Below are 23,530 nucleotides of genomic sequence, written 5' to 3'. Positions count from 1 at the left end.
TTTTAGTCCTCCTTTTCATAGTAATGCATAAAGATCTCTTCGAGGTCTGGCTCTTCAATCCAAAGATTACTTATTTCTATTTCCGAAATCTTTTTCATAATAAAATTAATATTACCACTAAACAAAAAGCTTACTACATTATCCTTTATATCTAAATTGGCGACTCCACTGATTTTAAAATAATTATCATCTATTTTTGATTTTACCTCAATTTTAATTTTTTTATGGTTACTTTCTTGTAATGTACTAATCTTATCAACCTTTATTATTTTCCCCTCTTTAATAATTGCAACACGATTGCATAGCCTCTGGACCTCACTTAAAATATGAGAAGAAAGTAAAATTGTTGCACCTTTTTTGTTCTCCTCCTCAAGAAGCTCAAAGAATTTTTGTTGCATAAGCGGGTCAAGTCCACTAGTGGGCTCATCAAGTATAATAAGTTTAGGTGAGTGTAGCAGGCCTTGAACAATACCCACTTTCTTTTTATTCCCAAAAGATAAATCATCAATTTTCTTATTGAGGTCAAGATCCATTATCTCAGCTAGTTCTGTAATTCTTTTGCTACAATCTTTCTTGTAAAAACTAGCAGAATACTTTAGTAAATCAATAACTTTCATATTATCATAATAAAAAATTTCTGACGGTAAATATCCTATTTCCTTCCTTATCTCAGGACCAAATTCTATACAGTCTTTACCGAAAATTGTAGCACTACCACTAGTAGGATAAATCAGAGATAATAACGTTCTTATCGTTGTTGATTTACCTGCACCGTTAGGTCCAATAAAACCAAAGATTTCTCCTTGTTCAACATTAAAACTTACATTTGTAATACCTCTTGCTTTACCATAACTTTTAGTCAAATTTTTGATTTCAATAGCATTCATTAATAATCCCCCCTGTAATCTTGATACAATTATATTGTTTATTATAGATATTCCTCCTTGTATACTGCATTTTTATAAAAATCATAAATATCAAGTGCCTGTTCATACATTTCGCTCATACTTGAATGATTTTTAACACCTTCGTTCCAGATTCCTTCTGAACACCATCCAATCATTTTATTTAGCTTTTCAATATCCGTGCCATCTTTGAACTTATTTAAATCGATTTTTTCAAACATTTGCTTATACATTTTTTCTTCGATTTTATCATTGATTTCTTTCATTGAGTCAGCAATCTCTGGCATTTTTTCGCAACTCGCTTTAATTACAAATTTATACATATAAGGATATTTTTCTAAAAGAACCATTGTAAAATTCAGACTTTGCGTAAGCATTTTAAAATAATCTTTCTCATCAAAATTAAACTTTTCGTACACTTTTTTCTCATAATTCTTCATAGCATATTCATATAAAAAAATAAATAATGACTTTTTGTTCTTAAAATATTGAAATAATGAACCTTTGGAAATTTTAGCCTCCGCTGCAATATCGTCTGTTGATGCATGTTTATAGTCCTTTATAGAAAATATATTCGTCCCTGCATTAATAATTCTATTTTGTTTTTCTTCATCCAATTTATAAAAGATCTGATACATAAAAAACTCCTTTCTGATTAGTATAGTCATAATATTACCCCGATGACTGAAAAAAACAACCCCCACAGGAAAGATATTGTTATTTTACCAACAATATCTTCGTCAATTAATATATTTATCCTTTTATTAGAATAGCATCTAATTGATTAAATTATAAAAAAATGCAAAAAAAATAAATAAAACTTACCACAAAAGTGCAAAGTTTTATTTACTACAATTCATATATTGTTTTACATAATTATACTATATTATTTCCCACAGCATTTTTTGTATTTTTTCCCACTTCCGCAGGGGCAAGTGTCATTTCTTCCGATTTTGTCGTTATTGACCACCATTTTGGAATCTCTATAAGCTATTTGAATTTCTCTTCTTTTTTCTTTTGAAAAAATCCCTTCCCATTGTGGAAGTTCATATAAATAATCTGCTTTTGCGTCTAGCATATTGAAATAAAGTTTTTCAAAATCTATTTTGAAATCTACTTTTGTATCACTTTCAGTTTCTTCTAGTTTTATAGGGTCTAAAAGACTATCGTTTATCCCATCAGCAAATCCCATGAAATATATGTTAGATACATCAAAGTATTTTGCAAGCTCGTCCATTGTACCCTTAACTTCATCTTTATGGTTTGATAATAATTTTGTATAGACACGTTTTTCTATTTCCCCATAATCATGCCAAAATGCAGGTTCTCCTTTACGTTTAACATAATCAACCACCATATCTGTCCACTCTTTATATAAACTCATTCTCTATTCTCCTCCGAATCATACTATATTTTGTTATATTACATTATTTTAATAAATATTTCGCTAGCATTCAACATAAAATTGTTAAATCGAATATACTTTCAGAATTTCTTACAACTAACCTATTATTTTTTAATTGGAATTAGGTCCTCTTTACTAAAAGGCTTTGATATATCAAAATTTCCACCTATAGTATCAATATTCCTATTTTCCACTGTTATCTTTACTTTCTTTACAGATGACAATTGAGTTAATGACGCCGATATCCCTTTTAGACAGCTTTTTTCTTTTGTTTCTGTCATATCTATTTTAGCTTCTTTACTTAAATTAACATAAGCAATATTATCTTTAATAGAAAAACTTAATATCCTAGTCTCTTTAGGAAGTATTGGTTTTAGCTCACTTTTTACAGTAGGCCCTTTTACAAGTTCTTGCATAATAGTTTCCCCGATAAGTTCTTCTTTATTAATAAGTCTCTCATCTTTAACTACTCCTACATCAGAACCCTCTTTAGTGCCATCAAAATAAACACCCAATTGGATAAATCCATCTTTTTCTAGGGGCAGGTTTAGATTTTGAAGCTTTTCTTTATTTGTGACACTTTTCTCATCTTTTTTTTCGCACCCATAAAATGACATTGTTGAGCCAACTAGCAATGAACATAATAATATTTTGATTGCTTTTTTCATATTTGACCTCCCTTTAATAATCCACTAAAGTGGCCTAATTAACGACTTCAAAAGGAGATTTATGGCACTCACTAAAGTTTATATTCGTTATATTATGTAACACCTGCTTATAGACGTAAGTGACTTTCCTTCTGAAATGTTGTTAAAAGTTGATTACATCACTTGGCATATCTCTTCTAGCTAAATTCAAAGAAATATCCCTACCTATTTCAATATGATTTTCTTTGAGTATATTGACCACTGTTTGATAGGCTAAATCAGGATAATTATTAGTTTTACTCAAATGTCCCAAAAAAATATGTTTTTGCTTATCATTCATTATTTCTACTATAGCTTTCCCACATGCATCATTGGATAGATGTCCCATATTACTTAATATTCTTCTTTTCAACGGATACGGATATGGACCAAATTTCACCATTTCCACATCATGATTACTCTCGAGTAGAATTACATCTGCATCTTTTATCATATTCTTTACTTCATCAGAGAAATATCCTAAATCTGTAGCTATGCATGCCTTCTTATTACCACTATATAAAGCATATCCTATAGGCGCTGCCGCATCATGTGATATATTATAATTTATTATATGCATGTCTTTTATATCCACAGAATTATTATTGATGATTTTTATATTATTTTCTTTTATCTTACCTATCTTGATTTTCATAGCTTCCCAAGTATTCTCATTGGCATATATCGGTATATTATATCTTCTAGAAATAATTCCTGCACCCTTTATGTGGTCAGAATGTTCATGAGTAATAAAAATGCCATCAATATCATTAGGATCTTGATTTATTTCTTTAAGTGCGCTTTCAATGCTTTTACCTGGCATACCAGCGTCAACTAAAATTTTTGTATTTTCTGACGCTACAAATATGCTATTTCCGCTACTTCCACTATATAATGGACAGAATATCATAATTGTCTCCTTTAATTTCAAATTGTTACATAGTAACTCTTTTTATATCCGCCCCTATGCTTCTAAATTTTTCTTCAATATTTGGATATCCTCTATCAATATGCTCTATGCCTAAAATTTCTGTAGTACCTTCTGCTATAAGCCCCGCTATAACCAAAGCTGCTCCCGCTCTTAAATCTGATGCAATAACTACTTTCCCTATAAGTTTATCTACGCCATCTACCGTAGCGACACTTCCTTCAACCTTTATATTAGCGCCCATTTTTTTAAGCTCGTCCACATGCTTAAATCTAGCTTCCCAAATGCTTTCATTTATTATGCTTCTACCCTCTGAAACAGATAACAATGTGTTCATTGGTTGTTGGACATCCGTTGGAAATCCAGGATAAGGCAAAGTCTTAATATTTACAGCCTTGAGTCTTCCTTCAGATTTAACAGTAACACTATCTCCACCTTCATGTACATCTGCTCCCATTTCCATAAGCTTTGCTGAAATTGATTCAAGATGTTTTGGAATAACATTATTTATAGTTACTTCCCCACCACAAGCAGCAGCCGCTATCATAAAAGTACCTGCCTCAATTTGATCTGGAATTACACTATAGTTGCATCCTGTTAATTCTTTTACACCTATAATTCTTATAACATCCGTACCTGCCCCTTTAATATTAGCTCCCATAGAGTTTAAAAAGTTAGCTACGTCAACAACATGTGGTTCTTTTGCAGAATTTTCTAAAATAGTTGTACCTTCTGCAAGCGTTGAAGCGGCCATTACATTTATTGTTGCACCTACACTAACAACATCAAAATAAATACTAGTTCCAATTAGTTTATCTGCCTGAATGTTTACAGCACCATTCTCAATAACTACTGTTGCTCCAAGTGCTTCAAACCCTTTTATATGTTGATCTATAGGTCTTACACCTATAGGGCACCCCCCCGGAAGCTCTACCCTAGCCTTTTTAAACCTAGCTAAAAGCGCACCAATCAAATAATAGGAAGCTCTCATTCTTCTTACATCTTCTGTGTTAGCATCAATGCTAGTTATATTTGTACTATCTATAGAAACTGAATTTTTTTCTCTTTTAATTTCACAGCCTAAATTTTCCAATATTCTTTCTATACAATTTACATCTTCTATATTAGGAATATTTTCAATGATACATTTACCCTTACTTGCTATTATAGCTACTGGTAAAATTGCTACTGCTGCATTTTTTGCACCACTTATTTCTACCTGACCAAAAATACGTTGGCCTCCGTTAATTACCAATTTATCCATATTTGTATCATCCTCACTATGCATTATATATTAATTACTTTCATTTTTATACATACAATTGAATTATACCATAATAACATTATATTTTAACATTTTTTTTAAATGTTAGACGATATTATTTTATTAAACACAGAATTTCTTACAATATTTATACTTTGCAAAAAAAATAACGTAAAAAATCACCCGTGCTTCCACGAGTGATCTTTACATTGTTTAACTTTATTATATTGTTTTAAAACTTCCGCAGTCTGTACATTCTGGTGTTTTAGCAACACTTTCATGTTTTACAACTTCAATTTTGTTTAAAGTGCAGTAATTATCATCTTTACAATGGTATTCACATTCATTTACGGTACAACCTATACTGTCATTATGTTTCATAAGAAAAGCACCTCCCTTTATTAATTATAAAACTATTGTTAGCATAATCAAAAATAATTATGCTAACAATACAAAAATATTTGAATTATAACATCTTCATTTTTTCCCCTTAATAAGTTACAAACAAATCTTCATACATAAATTTACACAGGAAATACAAAACCTAAAAATTATGTTATAATACACTTATAATTTACTCAAAATAATGTTAACCAACATTGGTTATTAATTTTGCTTGGAGGAAACATATGAAATATTTTTTAGTTGCGTTATTTGATGATTTATCTAATTCTACAGTTCAAAATATTCAAAGAAATATCTGTAGAAAATATAAACTATATAAGAGTTCTCCTAATCTTTTTATACCTATAGTTTCAATAATTAATCCTGATTTAGAAAAATTAGATGTTGTTGTTTCTAAAATTCTATCTCCTTATAAAAAATTTAAAGTTGGCATAAATAATAGTATTAGTTTAAACGAAAATTTAAGTCAAGTTAATCTTGATGTTGAAGATAAAGGATATATTTCTCGATTAGCAAGAAATATTACAGACACTTTAGATTTACATAGTTTTAACGTTAAAAGTGATGATTATAATATTGATTTAAATATTCTATTAGCTAATGCCAATCACATCATTAAAAAGTCATATAACGGAAGTACAATTTCTATTAATGACGCTTTAGATAAGGATGATTTCTTGCAGTTTGTAAAGGTTTCTAAACTTGAATTGTGGAAACAGGTTAGTACTAAAAAGGAAATGCTAGTTAAAAGTTATGAGCTAAGGGAATACTAAAAACATAAAGTTATATTTTAGGTTTGAGGGGGATGACAATGATTTACTACTTGGTTGGCTTATTTGATAAAGTTTCTTATAAATATATAGAATCTATGCAAAAGGCAATCTGTGAAAAGTATAACCTATACAAGTCTGATGCTAATTTACCTATGCTTCATGTAACTCTAGAAATAATAACTAATCCCAATCTTTACGATTTGGATACTGCTTTAAAAAACATTCTTAAGAATTATACTAAATTTGAAGTTGAATTGAATGGTGTGATATGTTTTGACCCTCCCTATAAGTCTGTAAATTTAAATATTGGTAATGAAGGCACTATATATCAATTATCTAAAGATATAAATTCAATTTTAAATTTACATGGCTTTAAGGTTAGAGATGATATTGAAACTTGGAATTTGCATATCTCACTAGCTAACACAACTTTTGCTGATAGAGAATGGTCTAATAGTGAATATTTAGCAGCTTGTGCTTCAGCCAAGGATGAAAATTTCTCAAGAACTATCACAGTGGATACTGTCGAACTTTGGAAACCTATAAATAACAATGATGAAATGGTGACTAAGAAATATATTCTATAAAATATATCATTCGATTTTCTTGCACCTTAATATCGATTAAAATGAATATACATAATTCAGTAAAAAGGCGGTTTCAAATATGAATTTACAAAAATTATTCCAGATGCAAAATACTTTAGACCATAGAATTCAAGTGCAACATAACCTTGAAGGAGTACCCTTATTACAAAAAAAAATACTTTCCCTTCAAGTGGAACTAGGCGAACTCGCGAATGAAACTCGTTGTTTTAAATTTTGGAGTACAAAGAAACCTTCAAGTAACGATGTAATTCTTGAAGAATATGTTGATTGTATACACTTTATTTTAAGCCTCGGAATAGAAAAAAACTTTCAAGATATTACTTTGAATACTAAATGTATTACCTCTGAATTATCTCAGCAGTTTTTAACTGTGTATACAAATATTTCAGATTTTATAATTTGTTCTTCTCTTGATAACTATTTAAATATTTTTCAAAACTTTTTGAGTTTAGGTCAAAATCTAGGATTTTCAGAAGAAGATATTGAAAATGCATATTTCTATAAAAATAAAATTAATCATGAAAGACAGGATAATGGATACTAATTCATATTCAAATATAGTGAAAACCTTTCTTCTGAAAGGTTTTCACTATATTTTTTTAATATTATAACACATTCTGGGTAAACTACTCTAGAGGAGTGTGATTGTAATTGGGATTAATATTTTCTATAGTCGCAGGCATCTGTATGAGTCTTCAAGGTGTTTTTAATACAAGGGTAAGTGAAAAAGTTGGGCTTTGGGAAACTAACGTATTCGTTCAAGGAACTGGATTCATCGTGACCTTAATAATACTCCTTATAGTTGGCAATGGTAATATCAAAGCTATAAAAGAAGTAAATAAATTATATTTACTAGGAGGATTCTTAGGGGCTATAATTATATTTTCTGTTATGCAGGGAATATCAATAATGGGACCGACCTGCTCCATTGCAATTATATTAGTTGCTCAACTACTAGCCGCCGGTGTAATTGATAGATTTGGAATGTTCGGAGCTCAGCAAATTAAATTTGCTTTATCTAAGTTTATAGGTATTGGCATAATGATTGTAGGTATAATAATTTTTAAATGGAAATGTTAATAATCTTTTTTATTAACATTTTCAAAAAATTTGCATATACTATAATAATGTAACAATACATTTAGGAGGCATACATGTTTTCCTTCAAAAATAAGTTAGGTCCCAACTTAAGGTGCGCTTTACTTAGTAACCTATATGAAAACTATAGGGTAATAATACATTGCAAATCCCTTGAGACTAAGACCGTTAATAAAATTAAATCTTTAAAATGTGATATTCTGCGCCATATCCCCTCAATAAATTGTATTTGTGCTATTTTAACTTCCAGTGCTATATATAGATTACTAGAATATCCCCAAGTAGCATATATAACTTTTGATTCTTATGCACATTTATGTGGTAATAGTATACTCGCGTCTAATGGCGTATCCTTTCAAAATGACTATAGCCTTACTGGAAAGGGCATTGGCGTTGGAATAATTGATAGCGGTGTGTATCCCCATCCTGACTTATTAAATCCTTGTAATAAAATCAGAAAGTTTGTAGACGTTGTTAATAATTTAAACTATCCTTATGATGATAATGGTCACGGCACCTTTATGAGCGGATTAATTTGTGGTAGTGGTTATGGATCTAAGGGTATGTATAAAGGTGTCGCCAAAAATAGCCATATATACATGATTAAAGCCTTTAATAAACTAGGAAAGGGTTTTGTATCTGATATTTTGTTTTCATTAGAAACCCTATTGAGCGAAGATAATGACTTTAACCTTAAAATCATTTGCCTTCCTTTTGAAACTTTTGAAACTAATGAATTTGTCCTTTCTTTATTCTCAAAGCTTTTCGACCTTGCAATCTCAAAGGGCATAGTAGTAATCGTTCCTAGTGGTAGCAATAAAAATGTTAAAAGTTCTGTGCGGGGCATAGCTACTCTTAAAAATTGTATAACGGTAGGTGGGTATGATAGCATAGGAAGCCCAAAAATATATGAATATTCTTCCTGTGGTCCTTTCCAAAAGCTTGATAAGCCAAATTTGATAGCTGCCTGTGTTAATATTTGCTCTTTGATTTCTGATGCACAATTTATCTCTGAAAAAAATGGTGTGAAGCTTTATCCTACTCGCATCACTAATCTGTATACGACCTACACTGGAACTTCATGCTCTGCGGCTTTTATAAGTGGATTATGTGCACTGCTGTATGAGAACAATATAAATTTATGTTATAAGGATACATTGGCTTTATTAAAGACATCTTCAAGCCTAATAAATTCCCCAAAATATATGCAAGGTTCTGGAATTGTAAACTTAGAAAAATTATTACCTTAAAACATCACCTGCGGAGCTGAAACATTAACGACTTCAGAAGGAGATTTATACTCCCACTGAAGTTTTCTATTTGTTAGGGTATGTAACTCCCGCTTATAAAAGTGGGAGATCTTCCTTCTGAAATGTTTAATGTAATTATATTTTAAAGCCTAATTCCTAATATATATGGCATGTTAGCGCAATAACTATACATTCGCTGTATAATTATTGTTTAATAAAAACACATTTGGTGTATAATATAGATATCGTTTAATATTTATAATTAAGTAAAAACAATTATCAACGTCAAACAATAATATTATACTATTGTAAATTTACATTTCCAAGGTCATAATCATTGTTTTAGACCAGAGGAATATGAGGAGGATTATTATGATAAGCGAAAGATTGTTCAATGAACTAAACAAGCAAATGAACTTTGAATTTTATTCTGCACACCTTTATTTAGCTATGTCAGCTTATTGCGCAGCAGAAGATTTTGATGGTTTTTCTAATTTCTTTAAAGTACAAGCTGAAGAAGAAAAATTCCATGCTATGAAATTTTATAATTATATAAATGAAATGAACGGACGCTTAACTTTAGAAGGAATGAGTGAACCTCAAAACGATTATGAAACACTTCTTGATGTTTTTAACATAGCATATGCTCATGAAAAAGTTGTAACTAGTAATATTTATAATCTTACTGACATTGCTACTGAAGAAAAAGAACATGCTACTATAAGCTTACTTAAGTGGTTTATTGATGAGCAAGTTGAGGAAGAATCTAATTTTAATGGCCTTATAAAAAGGCTTGCGAGAATCAACGCTGATCCTACAAGTATTTATATGCTGGATAACGAACTCGCAACTAGGGTTTTTGTACCACCTGTTACTAAATAAAATAGATAAATTCATAAAAGTAACATATATATTTTAAATAGATTTTTAAAGGCACATATCAATATTGATATGTGCCTTTATTAGTTCCATTATACAATACTATAAATTTTTTTTATTTAATGACTTTTTATAAGTGCAAGTTAACTACAATAGCTCTCTCCTAACTAAATCAAGTAACTCCATAGTTGCACTCTCACGTATTTTCTGCCTGTTACCAGATAATTTAAGCATCTTAGTTTTAACTTCACCATTAATATATAACCCAACATATACAAGTCCCACTGGTTTTTCTGCACTCCCACCATCTGGGCCCGCAATTCCCGTAGTTGAAAGGCCAATACTAGTGCCTGCAGTTTTTGCTATACCTTGCGCCATTTCTGCTGCTACTTCACTACTTACTGCACCATACTTATCTAATGTTTCTCTCGCAACTCCTAATCTATTAATTTTAGCCTCATTGCTATATGTAATTGCCCCCTCTATAAACGCAGAAGATATCCCTGGGTAATTTATAAGCTTTGCAGCTACCATTCCTCCTGTGCAAGATTCTGCTGTGGATATAGTTAACTTCTTATTTATAAGCATTTCTCCAAGTACATTTTCTAAGGTTGTATTCCCTTCGCCATAAATGTTATTTCCTAGTCTTCTACGTATTTCATCTTCCATAGGCGCAATCAGTCTTGTGCCTTCTTCCTGTGTATTAGCCTTTGCTGTAATTCTAAATGTCATTTCCCCTGCTTTAGCATAGGGTGCCACAGTTGGATTAGTTTGATTATTCAATATATCTTCTATCATTTCTTCCGCACTGCTCTCTCCCACTCCAATAACTCTGAGCACCTTTGAAACTAATACACCTTGGGCAAACTTTTTAAGATAAGGAATAACAGCCTCCTCAAACATAGGTTTCATTTCCCAAGGTGGACCAGGTAAAAGTGCAATTATCTTTCCATTTTCTTCTATTATACATCCCGGCGCTGTGCCATTATTATTAGGAATCACTACCGCATCTACTGGAAAATACGCTTGTTTCTTATTGCTTTTCGTCATTGGTCTGTTCATATCTTTAAAATAATCCTCAATAATTTTTAAAGAAGCCTCATGAACAACGCTACGCTTGCCAAAATATTCAAAAGCTACTTCCTTGGTTAAATCATCCTTTGTAGGTCCAAGTCCCCCACTAGTTATAACTAAATCAGCTCTACTAAATGCTAATCTATATGATTCTAAAAGTCTTTCTGGATTATCTCCAACTACGCACTGATGATAAACTGATATACCTAAATCTGCAAGTCTCTTAGCAATATATTGTGCATTTGTATTAACAATATCGCCGAGTAATATTTCCGTACCTACTGATAATATTTCTGCTTTCATAATAACTTCCTCCCTTAGATGCCACTTACGTAGCAAGTGGTATTTACATATTTACATTAAAGAGTAATTTCGCTTAAATTTTACTCTTTATAATTCTTTCATTGGTTCTATGAATAATTTCTTCTGGATATCCCATAAATTCAAGTACTTTTATTGCATTTCTGGTAGAAGATACCCCTTTTCTTATTTTATAATCAAACTCTAATCCATGCTCCCCTACACTCTCAGTAAAATAATAGCATTCATATAAGTCTCCTACCATTTTAGTTATTTCAAGATCATGTGTAGCTACTGCAACCAAAGAATTGTGAATAGACAAATAAGCTAAAATTTCAGCAGAAGCATTAACCCTCTCAATAGGGTTAGTTCCCCTAAAAATTTCATCAATAAGACATAGGTTTGTTACTTCCTCATTGCAAACATTAATTATTCTAAATATTGCCTCTGCCTCACTTAAATAATAACTTTTCCCACCAGTTATATTATCACTTACAGTCATCGAAGATACTATATTGAAATATCCACCTTCATAGCTTGTAGCAAGGCAGGTAAAAATAGTTTGTGCAAATAGTGCATTTAAGCCCACAGCCCTTAAAAAAGTAGATTTACCTGACATGTTTGAACCCGTTATAATAACACCCTTTTCTATAGTTAAAGAATTACCTACAGCAGCTTCTATTAATGGATGTTTTATATTCTCACCTTTTATCTCTTTAAGTCCTTTTGTTAATTTAGGCTCCGTATATTCTAAAAGCCCATCCCTATAGGACGCTACAGATATTAATGCATCAATTTCTCCTAAAATTAAATAAATTTCTCTTATTTCTCCAATATGTGCTTTAACCTCATCTATTATTCTATAAAAGCCTCTAGCTTCTTTTAAAAAAAACATATTAAAGTATTCAAAAATAACATCTGCACCTTCTATTCTTCCTATTCCAATGGAGGTAGCTTTTTTCATTATCACCTTGCAACCCTTTGCTTTTTCTTTAAGCTTTAAGGTATATTCCTTTATCTCTTCATCCTCTACTCTTCCCATAACTTCAGCTAACGTAATTATCTTTCCTAAATATCCCATAGCTTCAATTTCTGCCCCAACCTGTTTTTTAATCTTAACATTAATAAACCCATTAGCTAAAAACATTATAAATAAAAAATAAAAGGCTTTAGATATTCCAATAAAAGCTATTGAAACTAAAGAACCATAAGCTAGTAATGTTAAAAGATATAGCAATGGCTTCATTGAAGTTTTATATAAGATCTCATTCCATAAAAACGATGTTACAGTATTATTACGCTGTCTTCCCAGCTTTAATAAACTAACTTGTATTTTTTCTCTTGTTTCCTTATTTTTTTGAAAAAAACTAATAGTCTTATTTCTATTAATTAGTTTTTCTTCTTTTAAAATTGGATTTCTTAAAATATGGTATAAGTACTGTTCCCCTGGAGATGACAATGTTCTGTCTACCTTTTCAAAAACCTGGTTCATATTTAAATCTAAGTAAGTTTGATCATCAACATATATTTCCTGCGGGTTTTTATACTTTAATACATCAAATAATAATTTAATATCTTCAAATTTCCTCTCTCGCTTATTTTCCACACCATAGTTTTCTCTAACCTGTTTTAATTTCTTATAAAATATTGCTTTGCTTCTTGCTACTAGACCTAGCATCACTAAGACTAAAGAGATAATAATTCCCCACAAATATATCTCTTTTGCATTTTTCCCTAAAATAATTGTTATGTAAGTTATGATTGCAGCCATAACCATGCTTGTTATAAATAAGTTGCTAAATTTTTTATCCTTGTCCACTTACCTTATCCCCCTTAAAAATCACTAACTCCTTTTTATAAATAATCTAATACCCTCTTTTTAAATCTACTACATTTACTAGTTCTTCCCCTTGTACATATTTTTTCATATTCTTATATATAAGGTTAAATCTTCGCTGGTTTCTCATCTCTGAAATCCAGGAATTATGAGAAGTTAATATAACATTATTTAGATTCCATAATGGATTATCCACTTTTAAAGGTTCTTCTTCATATACGTCTATTGCGGCTCCTGCTAGTTTACCATTTTTCAAATTTTTAATTAAAGAAGCTTCATCCACAATACTCCCTCTAGCTACATTTATGAAAAAAACTCCATTTTTCATTGCAATAAATCTATCTTCATTAATTAAATGATGGGTAGCTTTGGTATATGGCACTGTACACACAATCACATCACATAACTTAATCATTTGGTCTAATTCACTCATAGCATAGCATGTATTAAAATATTCAACATCTCTACCATCTGTATTTACACCTATTAAGTTTACGCCGAACCCTTGAAGTCGTTTAGCTGCCTCCGCAGCTATTGTGCCTGTCCCTATAAATCCTATAGTTTTACCATATATCTCCCGAATACTTGTATCCGTTTTCCATTTTTTATTAGCTTGATTTTCATATAGCCCCTTACTATTCTTAAAGAGCTCTAGAATTTTTAATACAATCCATTCCCCCATTGGTATACTATAGCCACCTTTATTATTCGTAATTATAATAGAAGTGTTTTTAACATACTCTGTTGGCAATTGGTCAATACCTATGCTAGATAATTGAATCCATTTTAGCTTTTTCATTTTCTCTATGGCGAGTGTTTTAAATGGATCATAACAAATTAAAACCTCTATGTCCTCAAGCTTTTCACTATAAATTAAATCTTGCTCTTTAGCTACCTTTATATCATACCCAAAATCTTCTATACCTTTCATTTTTTCTTCGCCATAATTATATGTAAAGAGTGCTTTAATAGCCATGCAAATCCTCCTTCGAAAAAAAGGTGCCATAAGGCACCTTATTTAAATACATTTACCAAATTAGTAAATATTTCTTTATTATCTTTAAGTTTAGTTTCATTTCCCAGTACACAAAAGTAGTTTTCCTTTATAACATCATTTAATAGTGCTTTAAAAGACTTAATGTCCGCAGGATTTGTACTTAATACTTCTTCTCTCTCCTTTTGTCTTTGCTCCTCAGTAATACCTCTTATATAATATGCTGTCGCCCGCTCACCTTTCATAGAAGGTGTTAATGGTGAGTCAAGCTCACTGATTGTTCCAATAATGTATTTTGTCATTTCTCTTTCTGAGGCTTCAAAGCTTCCTATATAATCGCATATTCCATCGTAAGCTTTTAAAGTCTCTTGGACATTAGGATCACGATAAGATACAAAGACTATATTCCCACTTCTAGCTATATTTGCAAAACCACCATAGGCGCCACCTTGCACACGCACTCTATTCCATAGGTAATCGAGACTTGCTATAGTTTTAAGTACTAGCATTTTACCTGAATATGAATATCCCTTCTTAATGAAGTTATATCCTTTAGCTACATACTGAACATCTGATGAGGTTAATAATCCTTCATTATTTTTATTTAGATCAAAATTATACAATGCATCTGGCAATCTTTCTTCTCCTAAGACGCTTATAATCTTAGGTAGCTCTGTAGTAAATGCAGTATATATGTCTTCTTCTCCTGTAACACTTATTATAAGATTATTTTTGTTAAATATAAGCTTTGATACCTTGTTTAAGTTTTCAATGATCTCTTCTGCTTTGTTATCAAAATCTCTTTCAATCTCATCAATAAATTTATAAAAAGCTATTCCTGTAGTTTTTTCTATATAAGCTGAAGCTGGCGAGAAGTAAGATGTAAGTCTTCCAGCTGCTACCATATGTCCTCTATCAAGAATCTTCATTTCATGCCTTGATTTTAATTGTTGAATTAGCTCCTTCAAACGTTTCTTTTCATCAAATTTAGTATTACTAATTATCTCTGCCATAATATCAAATAATTTAGGAAGCTTTTCAGTTAAAGCTTTAGTCTTTACTACTAACTTGGGGCTATATTTTTCGAAATTTCCACTTTCGCCAAATACCTCTGTGGTAAAATGAATTCCGCCTGTATGAATATTAACCTCATTAGATAAATCAGAATAACTAGTATTCCGCGTACTTACCCTTCCTAAAATAGTTGATAATAATGTTACATAAGGCAGTAACTTTATATCTACTTTTTTAGAATCAAATAATACATTTATATAGGCAATTTTATTAGTGAATATATTATGAGATAATACCTTTACTCCTTGCTCATCCTTTTCCTTTAAAGGTAAATGTTCTACTTGTTTCTCAATATCCGTTAGCTCAAGTAAAGGAATAGTTTCGAGCACTTCCACAGCATCTGGCGTCATTTGTCTTTCTTTAAGAGCTTTCCCCTGCTTAACTATTTCCTCTATTTGTTTTTCTGAAAGACTTTCCTTATACTTAGCTAGTTTTTCTTCTACTGCCTTGGACTTTTGTTCTGCTAGGCCCTTTTTACCATTCAATATAACCATAGAACTATGGGTATTATTTATTAGGTACTTTTCTATAAGTTTTTCAAAATAATTAGTAGTTAATGCAGCTTTTATTTTGATCAAATAACTTTCATACTCTAAATGCATAGTTGGATCTTTATCATAAAGCCAGCTGTCCATACTAGTTATATAGTAATATAATCCCTTTGGAAAACCACCTAAGTCAGCTTCCCTTAATTTAAATTCAGTACTATTTATACAAGCTTCTATTAATTTTTTATCTATTCCTTCTTTAACTAAATCCTTTAAAGTTGTAAATACAACTTCCTTAAATCTTTCTTTTTCACTTTCATTAGAGTTTTTTACTACTATACTAAACACCGGTTGTAATATGCTATTATCAAAACCTCCAAATACATCTTTACCTATCTCGGCGTCTATAAGTGCTTTCTTCAAAGGTGCTGCAGCGCTTTCTAATAATAAATACTCTAAAATTTCAAAGGCTAAATGCATTTCTGGATGGCTAATATTATCACCTGATACAAAGTTCATACTTAAGAATGTTTTGCCATTCTCATCGTCATCACATGAAATAGGATAATCCATCTTAACTTCTTCCATTTTGCTAAATGGTTTCTGTAAGCTAATAGATGACTCTACTGTAATTTTATCAAAATTATTTAAATACTCTTCACTAATAAATTGTAACTGTTTATCAATATCTCCATCTCCATATAGGAATATATAACTATTTGATGGATGATAATATTTTTTATGAAACTCTATGAATTCTTTCTGCGATAATTCTGGTATACATTCTGGATCTCCACCAGATTCTACGCCATATGATGTGTCCGGAAATAAGGACTCTTGAACCTTGCGCATGAGGCACCCTTCCGGAGATGAAAATGCACCTTTCATTTCATTATAAACTACACCTTTATAAGTTAGTTTATCTTCCTTGTTTTCTAATTCATAATGCCAGCCCTCTTGCATTAATATTTCAGGTTGTGAGTATATATTCGGATAGAAAACTGCATCTAAATACACATCCATAAGATTAAAAAAATCTTTATCATTTTTACTAGCTAGAGGATATATCGTTTTGTCAGAAAAAGTCATAGCATTTAAAAATGTATTTAAAGATCCCTTTATTAATTCAACAAAAGGCTCCTTTGTTGGAAATTTTCTAGAGCCACAAAGCACTGAATGTTCCAGTATATGTGGAAGCCCATTACTACTTTTCGGTGGTGTTCTAAATCCTATAGAAAACACCTTGTTATCATCATCATTTTCTAAATGCAACAGTCTAGCCCCACTTTTAATGTGTTCAAACAACCTTGTAACAGAATTTAGCTCTCCTATATTTTTCTCTTCAATTAACTTAAATCCGTGATATATACCGCCAATCGTAAACTTCATTTCTGTCCTCCTCGTACTTTTTTTAAAAGTTTAAATACTTATTAAGTGTTTCATATCCTAAAACCTTGCCCCATGTAAATTACACCTGTCAATATCAATATTTACCTATTATATTCATTATACAACATTTTATTCCGCGCTACCATCAACATAAATTATAGATTTATCTTTCCTCATTTTTATTTTGTCTATACTACACCTAAACAACAAAATCATATAATGCTATTTTATCTTCCCTTTCTCCATTTATGTTCATAAGCTTAATTAATCCTATTTATAAAATTTAACGACATTTACAATACCATTGGTACATAAATAAAAATAGAATAGTGACTTATAAAACATTATATATAAAAATACCTCCATTTCTGGGGGTATTTTTACATATAATGTAGTCTTATGTTAGTATCTCATATCCTGTTTTAGTAACAAGTATTGTATGTTCCCACTGAGATGACAATGAACCATCTACTGTAACCGCTGTCCAATCATCTTCAAGTACATCTGTTTCAGGACTACCGATATTAATCATAGGCTCAATAGTAAAAATCATATTAGGTAGTAATATTGACCCCTCTCCTTTTTTGCCTATATGAGGTACAAATGGTTCTTCATGAAACTCCAATCCAACGCCATGACCACCATAATCGTATACTACTGAATATCCAAAACCTTCTGCATGCTCTTGAATAGCACACCCTATATCTCCAAGGGTATTGAAGGGTTTTACCTGCTCTATACCCCTTTCTAAACACTCTTTCGATACACGCACCAAATCTAACGCTTCCTTAGACATTTCTCCAATTGTAAACATTCTACTAGCATCACCATAATATCCATCTAATATGCAAGACACATCTACATTAATTATATCACCATCTTTTAGAACTGTATCATCGGGTATACCATGACATATTACATCATTTATAGATGTACATACACTCTTAGGAAAGTCCCCATAGCCGAGTGGTGCTGGATATGCATTATGCTGCACAGTATATTCATGTACCCAAGTATTAATTTCATTTGTGGTTACTCCAACTTTTATTCTCTCCCCAACAATATCGAGTATATCATGAGTTAACTTGCAACTTTTCCTTATACCCTCTATTTGTTCCTCTGTTTTCATTATATCTCTAGGTATTTTATAACCTACTTTTTCCTCTATATTCCCTATAAATATATCCTGATCCATGTGACATTTTTTATATTTCTTACCACTGCCACACCAACAAATATCATTTCGCGATAGTTTATTCATTATATTTCCTCCCAATTGAAATTATTCAAACCGTCAATTACAACCACAGTTTAGTTGTAAGTATATTCTATATTGATGATTTCATCTTTAATTATAGTTCATAATCCCAAGTATTCAACCGTTTCGCAAAAACTTTTTGTGATTGTGTCAATGTATTCATTGAAAATTCAAAATACATAGTGGTATTAATGCGCATTTATGTTAACCCTATTTCAGATGTTGATAGTTTAAAATACTCATATTTATTAACTCCTGCTTTGGCCACTAGATTATTATTAGCTATTTCTGAAGCTTCTTCTATATTTTTAGCCTTAAACATTATAGTTCCACCATTTCTATTATACCTTCCTCCACAAATTAAATACTTAGAAGAATGATTATCCTTATTTATATTAGTAGTATACGTTATTGCTAAACTCTCATTACCCTCTTGCGAATAATTAATCTTAACCAATAAACCCTCTGTTTCCATTTGCTTTCCCTCCAGTTAAATCATCTCCTGCCGAGCTGAAATGTCGTTAAATTATCTGCTAAAGTGGTGCTTTAGGGATGCAAATTGCTCAAACCCTTAATAAATGTATATGTTTTTCATGTAATTTTATTACAAATATTTTCAGGGGTAATTCTTTGTTGCACAATAAAAAAGGTACAGGATTAGAGCATATTTTATACCCTAATCCTGTACCTAGTCACCAAACAGTTTCATTCTATTGAGATTCATATGTAACTGCCTCTATTTTTTGAAAATCTTATTTTTCACCCATTTTAATTGCCTTTTCTGTACAACTCTCCATAGCTGAAATTACTGATCCTCTAAAATTATTCTTTTCTAAGGTGTATACGGCCGCTATAGTAGTTCCACCTGGTGAGCATACATCGTCTTTAAGTTTCCCTGGGTGTTCTCCTGTTTCAAGTACCATTTTAGCTGCCCCTAGCACTGCTTGCGCTGCCATTTTATAAGCCTTTTCTCTTGGCATTCCTTGAAGCACCGCCCCATCACCTAAAGCTTCAATAAACATATAAACATAAGCAGGAGATGAGCCACTTACCGCCGGAACTACATCAATAAGCTTTTCCTCTAATATCTCTATCTTACCAAAACTTTCAAAAATATTTACTACGTCTTGCAATTCTTCTTTAGTTATATTTTTATTAGCACAAAGTGCGCTCATACCCGCGCCAACAAACGCTGGAGTATTTGGCATAGTTCTTATAACCTTTGCAGCGCCTCCGAGTGCATTGCTCATATATTCTAAAGTTACCCCTGCAGCTATAGTTACTATAACTACCGTCGTCTTTAAATATGGTTTTATTTCATCGATAACCTCAGAGTATTTATAGGGTTTTACAGCTAAAATTAATATATCAGAAAATTCAGCAACTTCCTTGTTGTCATTAGTTACTAGAATATTATATTGTTCTTTTACCTTATTTAAACTCTTATCTGATGGATTACTTGCTATTACTTGTTGGCTAGAAACTAAATTTGATTTTACTATTCCACTTATCATAGCCTTTGCCATATTACCACAGCCTATAAATCCTATCTTTTTATTCATATAATTATTTCCTCCTATATAATTTTTTTAATAATACTAATTATATCACATACATTTCATGAACTTGGTTATACTAATATTGAAATATTTATTATAAAGGAGCAAATCAATTAATAGTTATTTGTGCTCTAAGTAATATAAGGAGGATCTTGCAATGTCACATAAAAACAACAAAAATAGTAAAGATAATAAAAAGGCTAATCCAAAAACGAAAAAAGAATTAGATAAAATGAGAATGGAAACTGCCAACGAAATAGGTGTTTCTAAAGAATCTAAGAAATTAGGAAATGAAACAGAATAGATCTTCTCTATATTAGTAAAAGAAAGATATCTTCCCCTGTCTTTCTTTTACTTCATAAAATAATTTTTAATTTATGATATTGTATAAATTGCAATTCCATTTATCATAATACGCCTTAACCATTATCTTTCATCACCCATAAAATATAATCCTAATATTTCTGGTCCTGTATGGGACCCTATTGCCGTACCCACATAATTTAAAATAACATCTTTAACATTTCCATTTTCTCTAACTAAAGCCTCTAAAGCTAATGCATCTTCAATACAATCTCCATGACTTATAGCAATAACTTGCTCTTTATTTGGGTCTGTTCTTTCCTTGAATTTTTCAACTAAGGTATTTATTGCCTTTTTTCTACCTCTACACTTAGAAAAAGGAGTAAGTCTTCCTTCATTATCCACAAACAAAACTGGTTTTATATTTAACAAGGTGCCAACAGCTGCAGCGGAACTTGAAATTCGTCCACCTCTTTTTAAATGGTTTAAATCATTAACTGTAAACCAATGGTTAATCTTAAGTTTATTTTCCTCAAGCCAGGTAACTATCTCTCCTTTTGAATTTCCTTTCTTTAACATTTCATAAGCATAATGCACTAACAGCCCTTGTCCAAGGCTTGCGCATTTACTATCAACTATACTTATATCCGCCTCAGGGAACTCTTCAAGTATAGCCTCTATTGCTATATTTGCACTGTTTATAGTTCCTGTTAATGCAGAAGACAAAGCAATATATATTATAGATTTTTCTTCCTTCACATACTTTCTAAAAACCTCTACATATCTTTGGCTATTTATTTGTGATGTAGTAGGCATCTCTCCCTGCCTTAAAGCATCATAAAAGTCCTTACGAATAATATTTTTCCCAAAATCATCCTCTATTGCTTGACCTTTAAAATTACATATTATTCCTATCGGTACTATGTTTTCTTGTTTAATATAATCTAAAGATAGATCGCATCCTGAATCTATCACTAAAATCGTCCCACTGTGTGTTCTACTCATAACTTAATTCCCCTTTGCCATTATCTTAAATATTATTCTCACCTTCTATTATGTATGATTTATATAAACACTTCAATACAAAAAAAAAGAAAAGTATATATACTTTTCTTAACATCACTAAAATGAAAATTATTCCACTACCTTACCAATCTTTCTAAATTTATAATATCTCTTAGTAAGTAAAGATTCTATAGGTTCCCGCATTAATCTAACAATTGACTCTTCTAAATTACGTTTAATACTTGCCGCCATCTCATCTAAATTAGTGTGCGCCCCACCTAAAGGCTCTTTTATGATTCTATCTATTATTCCAAAATCAATTAAATCCTGAGCTGTTATTTTCATTGCAGTAGCCGCTTCTTTAGCAAGACTTGCATCTTTATATAATATGCTAGCAAAACCTTCTGGTGACAAAATAGAATAAATTGCATGTTCTAGCATCCAAACCTCATCTGCTACCGCCATAGCTAAAGCTCCACCACTTCCGCCTTCTCCTATAACTATTGAAATTACTGGTGTTTTTAATGTTGCCATTTCCATAAGATTTCTAGCAATTGCCTCACCTTGACCTCTTTCTTCTGCACCTAGTCCACAATATGCTCCCGGAGTATCTACAAGACAAATAATAGGCCTTTTAAATTTTTCTGCCTGTTTCATAAGTCTTAAAACTTTTCTATACCCCTCTGGATTTGGCATACCAAAGTTTCTCTTTATGTTTTCCTTGGTGTTATTTCCCTTTTGCTGGGCTATAACAGTTATAGGAATACCATTAAACTCTGCTATTCCACCTACAATAGCAGAATCATCTCCATAATACCTATCACCATGTAGCTCCATAAAGGAATCAAAAATCAGATTTATATAATCAAGAGCAGTAGGACGTTCCACAAGCCTCGCAATACTTACTTTATCCCAGGCAGTTAAGTTTTTATAGGCTTCCTTTTTCATATTGTAGAGCTTAATTTCCATCTGTCTTATTTCTTTTTCTAAATCCATATTTTGATCTATTGCTAAATTCTTTAGTTCATCTATTTTACTTTTAAGTTCATACATGTGCTTTTCAAAAGGTAAAGTTACCATAAAATTCCACTCCCTACCGTTACTTTTGTCTTTCTCTTAATGCTATGAATGAATTTTCAATATTTGCGTTAAAGTATCCTTCATAGCTTTTCTATCCACTACTTTATCTATAAAACCCTTTTGGAGCAGAAATTCAGCCCTTTGAAAACCATCAGGTAATTGTTGCTTTAATGTTTGTTCAATAACTCTTTTACCTGCAAACCCTATTAATGCATTAGGTTCAGAGATTATTATATCTCCCAGCATAGCAAAACTTGCTGTAACTCCACCTGTAGTTGGGTCTGTAAGAACAGTTATATAAAGACAACCTTTTTCATTATGCCTTGCAATAGCAGCACTAGTTTTGGCCATTTGCATTAGCGAAAATATGCCTTCCTGCATCCTAGCTCCCCCTGAGGCAGTGAATATAATAATTGGTTTTTTAGCTTCTGTTGCTCTTTCAATGACCCTTGTAATTTTCTCTCCGACAACGCAGCCCATGCTTCCCATCATAAAATTGCTATCCATTACTGCAATTAACGTATCCTGTCCATTTATCTTTCCTTCTCCAGTTATTACAGCTTCTTTTAATAAGGTTTTATCATGCAAACTTTGGAGTTTATCTTTATATCCCTCAAAATCTATAGGGTCATCTGAGATCATATCTTTATCGTATTCTATAAAAGTCCCTTCATCTATAGTATAATTTATTCTTTCTCTAGACCCAATTCTGAAATGGGTTCTACAATTATCACATGTCATTATGCTACTCTCTAAATCCTTATTATAAAGGATTTTGCCACATGTTTCGCATTTAACCCACATTCCTGTAGGGATATTAGGTTTTTTCTCACCATATTCATCTTCTAAACTTTTAACCTCAATATATTTACTTTTTTTAAATATACGTTTAAACTCAAACATATAGCTACCCCTTTCTAAAAACATACCTACACTATAATTTATAGCATACCAAATAGATACCACTC

At 31.3% G+C, this 23,530-nt stretch carries 24 protein-coding genes; 7 read left to right on the top strand and 17 right to left on the bottom strand.

Features of this window, described 5'->3' with window-relative positions; all coding sequences use genetic code 11:
• Nucleotides 1-2 precede the first annotated feature (2 nt).
• From KTC94_RS11715 to KTC94_RS11685, 7 genes are all read right to left on the bottom strand, one after another.
• Entirely contained in the window at nt 3-887 is an 885-nt protein-coding gene (locus KTC94_RS11715; protein ID WP_216302107.1) for an ABC transporter ATP-binding protein, read from the bottom strand.
• 41 nt (nt 888-928) lie between these two features.
• Nucleotides 929-1,543 (bottom strand): TetR/AcrR family transcriptional regulator, encoded by a 615-nt coding sequence (locus KTC94_RS11710; RefSeq protein ID WP_220286240.1) that lies wholly within the window; start codon nt 1,541-1,543, stop codon nt 929-931.
• A 248-nt stretch (nt 1,544-1,791) separates the two neighbouring features.
• On the bottom strand, nt 1,792-2,289 hold the full coding sequence (locus KTC94_RS11705; RefSeq protein WP_216302109.1) for an SEC-C metal-binding domain-containing protein: 498 nt from the start codon (nt 2,287-2,289) through the stop codon (nt 1,792-1,794).
• A gap of 125 nt (nt 2,290-2,414) precedes the next feature.
• Nucleotides 2,415-2,978: a GerMN domain-containing protein gene (locus KTC94_RS11700; protein WP_216302110.1), complete on the bottom strand. Its 564-nt coding sequence runs from the start codon at nt 2,976-2,978 to the stop codon at nt 2,415-2,417.
• Between the two features lie 142 nt (nt 2,979-3,120).
• A complete protein-coding gene (locus KTC94_RS11695; RefSeq protein WP_216302111.1) occupies nt 3,121-3,906 on the bottom strand; it encodes an MBL fold metallo-hydrolase in 786 nt (261 codons plus the stop codon).
• Between the two features lie 25 nt (nt 3,907-3,931).
• Nucleotides 3,932-5,188: a UDP-N-acetylglucosamine 1-carboxyvinyltransferase gene (locus KTC94_RS11690; RefSeq protein WP_220319887.1), complete on the bottom strand. Its 1,257-nt coding sequence runs from the start codon at nt 5,186-5,188 to the stop codon at nt 3,932-3,934.
• A gap of 222 nt (nt 5,189-5,410) precedes the next feature.
• A complete protein-coding gene (locus KTC94_RS11685) occupies nt 5,411-5,569 on the bottom strand; it encodes a DUF1540 domain-containing protein (RefSeq protein ID WP_165411761.1) in 159 nt (52 codons plus the stop codon).
• A gap of 248 nt (nt 5,570-5,817) precedes the next feature.
• Between KTC94_RS11685 and KTC94_RS11680 the strand changes: the two genes are divergently transcribed.
• The 6 genes from KTC94_RS11680 to KTC94_RS11655 all read left to right on the top strand — a co-directional run bounded on the left by KTC94_RS11680 (nt 5,818) and on the right by KTC94_RS11655 (nt 10,204).
• The gene (locus KTC94_RS11680) at nt 5,818-6,366 is read left to right on the top strand and encodes a hypothetical protein (protein WP_216302112.1); all 549 of its coding nucleotides are present in this window, start codon (nt 5,818-5,820) and stop codon (nt 6,364-6,366) included.
• Nucleotides 6,367-6,404: 38 nt separating this feature from the next.
• Nucleotides 6,405-6,953 carry a 2'-5' RNA ligase family protein gene (locus KTC94_RS11675; RefSeq protein WP_216302113.1) on the top strand — a complete coding sequence of 183 codons (549 nt, stop codon included), beginning with the start codon at nt 6,405-6,407 and terminating at the stop codon, nt 6,951-6,953.
• Between the two features lie 79 nt (nt 6,954-7,032).
• Complete coding sequence (locus KTC94_RS11670) at nt 7,033-7,518, top strand: dUTP diphosphatase (protein ID WP_165411764.1); 486 nt, start codon at nt 7,033-7,035, stop codon at nt 7,516-7,518.
• Between the two features lie 107 nt (nt 7,519-7,625).
• On the top strand, nt 7,626-8,054 hold the full coding sequence (locus tag KTC94_RS11665) for a DMT family transporter (protein WP_369811877.1): 429 nt from the start codon (nt 7,626-7,628) through the stop codon (nt 8,052-8,054).
• Nucleotides 8,055-8,128: 74 nt separating this feature from the next.
• Complete coding sequence (locus KTC94_RS11660) at nt 8,129-9,322, top strand: S8 family serine peptidase (RefSeq protein ID WP_216302114.1); 1,194 nt, start codon at nt 8,129-8,131, stop codon at nt 9,320-9,322.
• A gap of 372 nt (nt 9,323-9,694) precedes the next feature.
• Nucleotides 9,695-10,204, top strand: coding sequence for a ferritin (locus KTC94_RS11655; protein ID WP_165411766.1), 510 nt, complete (start codon nt 9,695-9,697; stop codon nt 10,202-10,204).
• Nucleotides 10,205-10,348: 144 nt separating this feature from the next.
• Here KTC94_RS11655 and KTC94_RS11650 read toward each other — a convergent pair whose 3' ends face one another.
• From KTC94_RS11650 to proC, 7 genes are all read right to left on the bottom strand, one after another.
• Nucleotides 10,349-11,578, bottom strand: coding sequence for a competence/damage-inducible protein A (locus KTC94_RS11650; protein ID WP_216302115.1), 1,230 nt, complete (start codon nt 11,576-11,578; stop codon nt 10,349-10,351).
• A gap of 73 nt (nt 11,579-11,651) precedes the next feature.
• Nucleotides 11,652-13,394 (bottom strand): MutS family DNA mismatch repair protein, encoded by a 1,743-nt coding sequence (locus KTC94_RS11645; protein WP_220319888.1) that lies wholly within the window; start codon nt 13,392-13,394, stop codon nt 11,652-11,654.
• Nucleotides 13,395-13,440: 46 nt separating this feature from the next.
• Nucleotides 13,441-14,388, bottom strand: a complete 948-nt coding sequence (locus KTC94_RS11640; protein WP_220286236.1) for a phosphoglycerate dehydrogenase — start codon at nt 14,386-14,388, stop codon at nt 13,441-13,443.
• A 38-nt stretch (nt 14,389-14,426) separates the two neighbouring features.
• Nucleotides 14,427-17,357, bottom strand: a complete 2,931-nt coding sequence (locus KTC94_RS11635) for an insulinase family protein (protein WP_220319889.1) — start codon at nt 17,355-17,357, stop codon at nt 14,427-14,429.
• Between the two features lie 397 nt (nt 17,358-17,754).
• The gene (locus KTC94_RS11630; RefSeq protein WP_216302118.1) at nt 17,755-18,618 is read right to left on the bottom strand and encodes a methionyl aminopeptidase; all 864 of its coding nucleotides are present in this window, start codon (nt 18,616-18,618) and stop codon (nt 17,755-17,757) included.
• Between the two features lie 196 nt (nt 18,619-18,814).
• Nucleotides 18,815-19,090: a hypothetical protein gene (locus tag KTC94_RS11625; protein ID WP_216302119.1), complete on the bottom strand. Its 276-nt coding sequence runs from the start codon at nt 19,088-19,090 to the stop codon at nt 18,815-18,817.
• A gap of 277 nt (nt 19,091-19,367) precedes the next feature.
• Nucleotides 19,368-20,177 carry a pyrroline-5-carboxylate reductase gene (proC, locus tag KTC94_RS11620; RefSeq protein ID WP_216302120.1) on the bottom strand — a complete coding sequence of 270 codons (810 nt, stop codon included), beginning with the start codon at nt 20,175-20,177 and terminating at the stop codon, nt 19,368-19,370.
• Nucleotides 20,178-20,331: 154 nt separating this feature from the next.
• Between proC and KTC94_RS11615 the strand changes: the two genes are divergently transcribed.
• A complete protein-coding gene (locus KTC94_RS11615; RefSeq protein WP_165411774.1) occupies nt 20,332-20,478 on the top strand; it encodes a small, acid-soluble spore protein, alpha/beta type in 147 nt (48 codons plus the stop codon).
• A 122-nt stretch (nt 20,479-20,600) separates the two neighbouring features.
• Here KTC94_RS11615 and KTC94_RS11610 read toward each other — a convergent pair whose 3' ends face one another.
• From KTC94_RS11610 to accD, 3 genes are all read right to left on the bottom strand, one after another.
• On the bottom strand, nt 20,601-21,482 hold the full coding sequence (locus KTC94_RS11610) for a DegV family protein (protein WP_216302121.1): 882 nt from the start codon (nt 21,480-21,482) through the stop codon (nt 20,601-20,603).
• A gap of 129 nt (nt 21,483-21,611) precedes the next feature.
• Nucleotides 21,612-22,562: an acetyl-CoA carboxylase carboxyltransferase subunit alpha gene (locus tag KTC94_RS11605; RefSeq protein WP_216302122.1), complete on the bottom strand. Its 951-nt coding sequence runs from the start codon at nt 22,560-22,562 to the stop codon at nt 21,612-21,614.
• A 42-nt stretch (nt 22,563-22,604) separates the two neighbouring features.
• On the bottom strand, nt 22,605-23,465 hold the full coding sequence (gene accD / locus KTC94_RS11600) for an acetyl-CoA carboxylase, carboxyltransferase subunit beta (RefSeq protein ID WP_165411777.1): 861 nt from the start codon (nt 23,463-23,465) through the stop codon (nt 22,605-22,607).
• Nucleotides 23,466-23,530: the final 65 nt, after the last annotated feature.

It is taken from the genome of Clostridium sp. CM028 (assembly GCF_030585565.1).
Lineage (GTDB): Bacteria > Bacillota > Clostridia > Clostridiales > Clostridiaceae > Clostridium_AD > Clostridium_AD estertheticum_B.
Note: the sequence above shows the minus strand (reverse complement) of the source record. Positions and strands in the feature narration are given on the sequence as shown.